Source organism: Paraburkholderia sp. Ac-20342, from assembly GCF_017104985.1.
GTDB lineage: Bacteria > Pseudomonadota > Gammaproteobacteria > Burkholderiales > Burkholderiaceae > Paraburkholderia.
The window spans coordinates 147,206-154,305 of the sequence record NZ_JAAGPQ010000005.1; the positions used below are offsets into that span (position 1 = coordinate 147,206).

The window sequence follows — 7,100 nt, forward strand, 5'->3', positions numbered from 1 at the left end:
ATGCATCTGCTACGCACGACGCCGGGCGGTTTCGTCGACGATACGCAGGGCGTGATCCGTATCGATCAGCAGCCTGCCGATATCGTCGTGCTCAGTTCCGCCGACACCACGCTGTCGCTGCTCGCGAGCGTGGTTCCGCGTCTCGGCGACGGCTTCCCGAGCCTGCGGCTCGCCAACGTCACCTATTTGCGGCAGCCGGCGTCGGTCGATTTCTATCTCGACGACGTGTTGCAGCATGCACGCGTCGTCGTGGTCGATCATCTCGGCGGCGAGGCTTACTGGCCGTACGGCATCGAGCAGGTCGTCGCGCTCGCGCAGCGCAGGCAGCAAACGCTTGCGATGTTTTCCGGCGATTTGCAGGAAGACCCGAACCTGCTCGCGCGCAGTACCGCGAGCGCCGAGTTGTGCCATCAGTTGTGGCGTTATCTGCGCGAGGGCGGCCCGCAGAATGCCGAGGCGTTCCTGCGCTGCATCGCCTATCGCGCGCTCGATTGGGGACGCGAGCCCGAGCCGCCGCGCGCGTTGCCGGCCGCGTCGCTCTATCATCCCGCGCACGACACGCCGACCATCGCCGACTGGCAGGCGCGCTGGCGCCAGGACGCGCCTGTGGTCGCGATTCTGTTCTACAAGGCGCATCTGCAGGCTGCCAATACCGCGGTGTTCGATGCGCTGATCGACGCGCTCGAAGCGCAAGGGCTCAATCCGCTGCCGCTCGCGATCACGTCGCTGAAAGATGCGGTGAGCCGCGAAGTCGTGCAGTCGCTGTGCGCGCAGCACGATGCTGCACTCGTGCTCAATACGACCGCGTTCGCCGCGTCCGCGATCGACGACCCCGAGCCGCTCGCGCTGGCCGGCGACGCGCCGGTGTTGCAGGTGATCCTGAGCGGCGGCAATCGCGAGGACTGGCTCAAGGACAATCACGGCCTCAATTCGCGCGACATCGCAATGCATATCGCGCTGCCGGAAGTGGACGGCCGCATCATCACGCGTGCGATCAGCTTCAAGGGGCTCGCCTATCGTTGTCCGCATACCGAGGTCGACGTGGTCCGCTATCAGCCCGACCTCGAACGCGTGCGTTTTCTCGCCGAACTGAGCCGCCGCTGGTGCCGTCTACGTTCGCTCGACAATGCGGACAAGAAGCTCGCGCTGATTCTCGCGAACTATCCGATGAGCGAAGGGCGCATCGGCAATGGCGTCGGGCTCGATACGCCGGCTTCGGTGGTCGGCATTCTGTCGATGCTGCGCGGCGAGGGCTATCGTGTTGGCGAATTGCCCGAAAACGGCGCTGCGTTGTTGCAGAAACTCACCGAAGGCGTGACCAACGATCCCGTTGTGCGCGATCTGCGTCCGGCCTTGCAAAGCCTTGCACTCGACGACTATCTCGCGCATTTCAACGCGCTGCCGGCGAGCGTGCGCGATGCGTTGAACGCGCGCTGGGGCCCGCCCGAGCAGGACCCGACGCTGCGGCGCGGGCGCTTCATGATCGCGGGCTGGCGCTGCGGGCACGTATTCGTCGGCATTCAGCCGGCGCGTTCGCGCGAGCAGGGCGATTACGCGAGCTATCACGATGCCGAACTCGTGCCGCCGCATGCGTATCTCGCGTTCTATTTCTGGCTGCGCCGGCAGTTCGGCATCGACGCGGTCGTGCACGTCGGCAAGCACGGCAACCTCGAATGGTTGCCCGGCAAGAGCGTCGCGCTGAGCGAGGCGTGCTGGCCCGATCTGATTCTCGGGCCGATGCCGCATCTGTATCCGTTCATCGTCAACGATCCGGGCGAGGGCAGCCAGGCCAAGCGGCGCACGCAGGCGGTCATCGTCGATCATCTGATGCCGCCGCTCACGCGCGCCGAAAACTATGGACCGCTGCAGGACCTCGAACGCCAGGTCGACGAATACTACGAAGCGCTGATGGTCGATCCGCGCCGCGCGAAGCTGCTGCGCCGCACGATTCTCGCGACGATCGTCGAGCACCGCCTGCACGAGGAACTGAGCCTCGCCGCGCCGAATGGCCAGTATGATGAAGACGCGCTGCTTACGCGCGTCGATGCGTGGTTGTGCGAACTGAAGGAAGCGCAGATTCGCGATGGTCTGCATACGTTCGGGCAATCGCCGGCCGGCGTGCAGCGGCGCGATACGCTGCTTGCGCTCGGGCGCTTTCCGATCGGCGATGGACAGGGGCGCAGAGCGGGGCTCGTCGACGCGCTGGCGCGCGATCTGCGTATTGATCATCTGTTCGATCCGTTGACGGTCGATTGGGCCGGGCCGTGGGACGGTCCGCGCCCGGCCGTGTTGCAGCGGGTCAGCGACGCGCCGTGGCGGCATTACGGCGACACGCGCGAGCGGCTGGAGATGCTCGCGGCGGAGTTGTTGCTCGGGGTGTGTGGTGTGGGCAGCGATGAAGCGGATGGCGCGCGTGCGGCTCCATCGTTTGAGAGCAACTTGCCGCAAGCCGCGCTAGTTATCGAACGTTTGCGCGACGACGTGCTGCCGCGTCTCGACGCCTGTGGCCCGCAGGAAATGCTGCAACTGAAGCGCGGCCTCGAAGGCCGTTTCGTGCCGCCGGGGCCGAGCGGCTCGCCGTCGCGCGGACGGCCCGACGTGTTGCCGACCGGCCGCAACTTCTATTCGGTCGACACGCGCGCGGTGCCGACGCAAGCGGCCTGGGCGCTCGGCCTGAAATCCGCGCAGCAGCTGATCGAGCGGCATTTGCAGGAACATGGCGATTATCCGCGCGCGATCGGCCTGTCGGTATGGGGCACCGCGACGATGCGCACCGGTGGCGACGATATCGCGCAGGCGCTCGCGCTGCTTGGTGTGCGGCCGAAGTGGGCGCCGGGCAGCCATCGCGTGACCGACTTCGAGATCATGCCGATCGAAGCCTTCGACCGTCCGCGTATCGACGTGACGTTGCGTGTGTCCGGTTTCTTCCGCGATGCGTTTGCGAACGTGATGCATCTGTTCGATGCGGCCGTGCAAGCCGTCGCCGAACTCGACGAACCCGAAGCGTTGAATCCGATCCGCGCGCGCGTGCAGCGCGAACGCGATGCGCTGATCGCGCGCGGCATGGAGCCGGCCGAAGCGCTCAAGCGGGCCGGCTGGCGCGTCTTCAGCGCGCGGCCCGGCGCGTATGGCGCGGGTGTGCAGGAGATGATCGACTCGCGCCACTGGCAGACCGACGCCGATCTCGCGAATGCCTACCAGGCATGGGGCGGTTACGCGTACACGCAAAAAAGCGCGGGCGAGGCAGCGCAGCACGCGTTCGGCGCGCGTCTCGCGGCAATGGACGTGGTGCTGCAAAACCAGGACAACCGCGAGCACGACGTGCTCGACTCGAACGACTATTACCAGTTCCAGGGCGGCATGGTCGCGGCGGTACGGCATCTGGCCGGCCAGCAGCCGAGCGTCTATCACGCCGATCACAGCAATCCGGCCGCGCCGCGTGTGCGTACGTTGCGCGAGGAGATCGCGCGCGTGATCCGCTCGCGGGTGGTCAATCCGAAATGGCTCGATGGCGTGAAGCGCCACGGTTATAAAGGCGCGGCCGAGATCGCGGCGACCGTCGATTATCTGTACGGCTACGATGCGACCGCGCGCGTGGTCGCGGATCATCAATACGCGCTCGTCGCCGACGCGTATCTGAACGATGCCGATACGCGCGCGTTCATGCAACGGCACAATCCGCATGCGCTGCATTCGGTCTGCGAGCGTCTGCTCGAAGCGATGCAGCGCGGGCTGTGGCAGGCGCCCGGCGACTATCGCGCGCAGGTGGAGCAGCATCTGCTCGCGAGCGAACAGCAGATCGAAGGAAGGCAGAGATGAATGGGGTGACGCGAGAGGCGGGAGAGATGAGCGGCGTGGATACGGTATCGGGCACCGCATCGGGTTCGGCCCGGCGGCCGGCTTTTCCCTTTGCCGCACTGATCGGCCAGGCGCCGTTGCAGCAGGCCTTGTTGCTTGCGGCGATCGATCCGGGCCTCGGTGGTGTGCTGATCAGCGGGCCGCGCGGCACGGCGAAGTCGACCGCGGCGCGCGCGCTCGCCGAATTGCTGCCAGAAGGACAACTCGTGAATCTGCCGCTCGGTGCGAGCGAGGATCGGCTGATCGGCACGCTCGATATCGAAACCGTGCTGCGCGACGGCGCGGTGCGCTTCTCGCCGGGGCTGCTTGCGAAGGCGCATCGCGGCGTGCTGTATGTCGATGAGGTCAATCTGCTGCCCGATGCGCTCGTCGACGCGTTGCTCGATGCGGCGGCGAGCGGCGTGAATACCGTCGAACGCGATGGCGTATCGCATAGCCATGACGCGAGCTTCGTGCTGATCGGCACGATGAATCCCGAAGAGGGCGAGTTGCGGCCTCAACTGATCGACCGTTTCGGTTTGATGGTCGAGTTGCGCAACGCGTTCGAGCCGTCGACACGGCAGGCGATCGTCAAGGCGCGGCTCGCGTTCGATCATGATCCGGCGGCATTTTGTGCCACTCACGCTGAGCAGCAGGCCGCGTACGTGCAGCGGATTCGCGCGGCGCGCGCGGTGCTGCCGCAACTCTCGTTCGACGACGCCGTGCATGCGCACGTGAGTGCGTTGTGCATCGACGCGGCCGTGGACGGTTTGCGCGCCGATCTCGTGATGCTGCGCGCGGCGCGTGCGCTCGCGGCGCTGGAGCAGTCGGCTGCGGTGACGGTGGAGCATGTGGATCGGGTGGCCGAGGCGGTGCTGCTTCATCGGCGGCGTAAGCATGAGCATGAGCCGCGTGCCCGGCAATACGATGAGTCGGAAAGCGATGCGCGTGAGAGCGCGGCGCATCGTCAGCCGGATACGTCGGCCGGCGACTCGCGCCATGCGAGCGAAACCTCGCCATCTTCCGCCGACACCGACTGGGGCTATCTGCCGCCGGAGCCGACCGCGGCCGTGCCGGTCAAAAGCGTGATCCCGCTCGGCGCAAAAAAACGCTGAGCCATCGGAAGGGCGCCGCCGCTGACTCGCGCAGCGGTTTTCGATGGCGGCATGGCATGGGTGCGGGTGTACGCAGCGCTGCGCGCGGCGAGCCGGGCCGACGCATTGCGTGGACGCCGACGCTTGCCGCGATGCGCGAGCGCACGCTGCGTCGCGAGCATCTGCGCTTCGTGCCTGAAGTGCCGCGCGGTGGTGTACTGCATTGCTTCGTGCTCGATTGTTCGGGGTCGATGCTGGCCGGTCAGCGGCTCGCCTTGGCGAAAGGCCTGTTGATCGCGCTGTTCGACGAGGCCAGCGCGATGCGCGCCGAAGTCGTGCTGATCTGCTTCGGCGGTGCGGGAGCGGACGTGCGTTTCGGTCCGGCCGTGCCGCGCTGGTGGAACGAGCGATGGCTGCAACCGGTGGGCGGCGGCGGCGGTTCGCCGCTGGCGTCGGGCGTGCGGCGGGCCGCGCAACTGCTCGGGCGCAGCGCGCGCAGACGGCCGGCGCAGCAACGCTGGCTATGGATTCTGAGCGATGGCCGCTCGCGCGACGAGCCCGAGCGTCCGCTTGATGTCGATGAGGTGGTGTTCGTCGATTTCGAGCGCGGCGCGCTACGGCTTGGCCGTTGCGCAGCGTTCGCCGATGCGTGGGGCGCGCGGTATTTGACGCCGGAAGAGTTGATCGGCTGAGCGGTTGGGCAACTGAGCGGCGCGTGGGTTGTGTTCGTGCGGTGGCGTGCGAATTTGCGCGATTCGCATGCGCCGCGCCGCGCCGCGTTATGCGTGCCGCTCAGCGATGCCGTTTCTTCAGGCCGTGGCGTTGGACCAGTACAGCACGTCGTCGTGGCGATCGAACACGAAGACTTTCATCGCCATCTGCTGCGCGGTGTCGAGCTGGTCCAGTTCGAGCCCATGAGTCGACGGCTCGCCGGGCGCGCTGCCTTTCTGCACGTTGCGGATGACCGCCGTGGTCTCGATCTCGGTATCGAGTTCGGCCGACTTCAGACGAAACGCGAGACGCAGCCGCTCGCCGACCGAGCCGAGCGTCCACGAGGCGCTCAGCGACATGCCGAGCGCGCTGATGCCTTTCGCGAGCCCGAGCCCTTCGTAGTTCTCGCCGGTTTCGCCGATGCCGAAGCGCACCGCGAGGTGCGCATGGACACGGATCGATTTACGTTCGCGCAGACGCCGGATCGCGCCGGGTTTCGACAGGACGAGATAGTCGAACGGCAGGCGGCAGACTGCTTCGACCGTGCAGACGAAACGGAATACGGCCTGGCTCGCGATCGCGACGATCTCGACGTTTTCGCCGGGCGCGAGCGGCAGCAGGCGGCCATTCTGCAACGGCGGCGTGACGAAGAGCGCATGATTCGGCGCGAAACCGATGATGCGGCACGGGTGCATCGGCGCGCTGCCGCTGACGAGGGAGCGCATGCCGATCAATGCGCCGATCTCGAGGTGCATGTCCCTGACCGTCTGTTCGCCGGCGGGGGGCAGCTGCGGGGCGGGTTCGGCGGGCCGCTGCGCGTTCGGACCCAGCAGGTCGCCGCGTTGCGGCTGGAAGTGCGTGAACAGAAACGTACGCTCGTCCGTGGTCGCGAGGACCGTGCCGCTCGCGAAGAGCAGCGTGCCGTCGGCATCGACGATCGGCCAGGCGAGCGGTGAACCTACCGGGACTGCATCGGGATTGAGTGCCGGAGATGAGGCGGCAGGCGGGGTATCGTCGACGTGTTCCTCGACAGGGTTGTCCATGGTCGGCAGCTTGTTGGGTTGGCGAGATAACTGGTTGACGGCGGCGGCGGGTAAAACTTTAGTTGTCGAGTGAAATGGATGGGCGTCTTTGTCGGCGAGGGGCGGTTTCGGTGTTTTCCCGCTTCTGGCGATGGCCGAATTAAATTGGATAACTAAATTAATTCGTGGCGATCTTTTGTTGCGGCTTTCAGTTACGGATGTTGGTCTTTGCTGCATGGTACGGTTGTGGTATGAAGCCCTTCGCAAGAAAATTCGCACAGGGGTCTTGACGTGACGTGGGGTGGTCAGCATAATCTCGTTTCTCTGCTGCAGACGCAGCGACGCGAACGAAGCGGTGCCGGGTGGTGTTGGGCATGGTTGAGTGAGCGGACTGATCTTTAAAAACCAACAGCCGATAAGTGTGGGCGCTTGATGC

The 7,100-nt window shown here is 66.0% G+C and carries 5 protein-coding genes; 3 read left to right on the forward strand and 2 right to left on the reverse strand.

What is annotated here, in order from left to right; translation table 11 throughout:
• The 3 genes from cobN to G3N58_RS03715 are packed head-to-tail and all read left to right on the forward strand — an operon-like array spanning window position 1 to window position 5,623.
• A complete protein-coding gene (cobN, locus tag G3N58_RS03705; RefSeq protein WP_205998502.1) occupies window positions 1-3,819 on the forward strand; it encodes a cobaltochelatase subunit CobN in 3,819 nt (1,272 codons plus the stop codon).
• A 26-nt stretch (window positions 3,820-3,845) separates the two neighbouring features.
• The gene (locus G3N58_RS03710; RefSeq protein ID WP_241016970.1) at window positions 3,846-4,952 is read left to right on the forward strand and encodes an AAA family ATPase; all 1,107 of its coding nucleotides are present in this window, start codon (window positions 3,846-3,848) and stop codon (window positions 4,950-4,952) included.
• A gap of 56 nt (window positions 4,953-5,008) precedes the next feature.
• Window positions 5,009-5,623 carry a VWA domain-containing protein gene (locus tag G3N58_RS03715; protein WP_167046865.1) on the forward strand — a complete coding sequence of 205 codons (615 nt, stop codon included), beginning with the start codon at window positions 5,009-5,011 and terminating at the stop codon, window positions 5,621-5,623.
• Between the two features lie 117 nt (window positions 5,624-5,740).
• Here G3N58_RS03715 and G3N58_RS03720 read toward each other — a convergent pair whose 3' ends face one another.
• Entirely contained in the window at window positions 5,741-6,685 is a 945-nt protein-coding gene (locus tag G3N58_RS03720) for a flagellar brake protein (RefSeq protein WP_205990848.1), read from the reverse strand.
• A gap of 187 nt (window positions 6,686-6,872) precedes the next feature.
• Window positions 6,873-7,100, reverse strand: a 228-nt coding sequence (locus G3N58_RS03725; protein WP_205998504.1) for a hypothetical protein, incomplete at its 5' end; no start/stop codon positions are given.

Bases quoted from the DNA above. Each gene is read 5' to 3' on its own strand.
- cobN (WP_205998502.1), top strand. From the start codon at position 1: ATGCATCTGCTACGCACGACGCCGGGCGGTTTCGTCGACGATACGCAG.
- G3N58_RS03710 (WP_241016970.1), top strand. From the start codon at position 3,846: ATGAGCGGCGTGGATACGGTATCGGGCACCGCATCGGGTTCGGCCCGG.
- G3N58_RS03715 (WP_167046865.1), top strand. From the start codon at position 5,009: ATGGGTGCGGGTGTACGCAGCGCTGCGCGCGGCGAGCCGGGCCGACGC.
- G3N58_RS03720 (WP_205990848.1), bottom strand. From the start codon at position 6,685: ATGGACAACCCTGTCGAGGAACACGTCGACGATACCCCGCCTGCCGCC.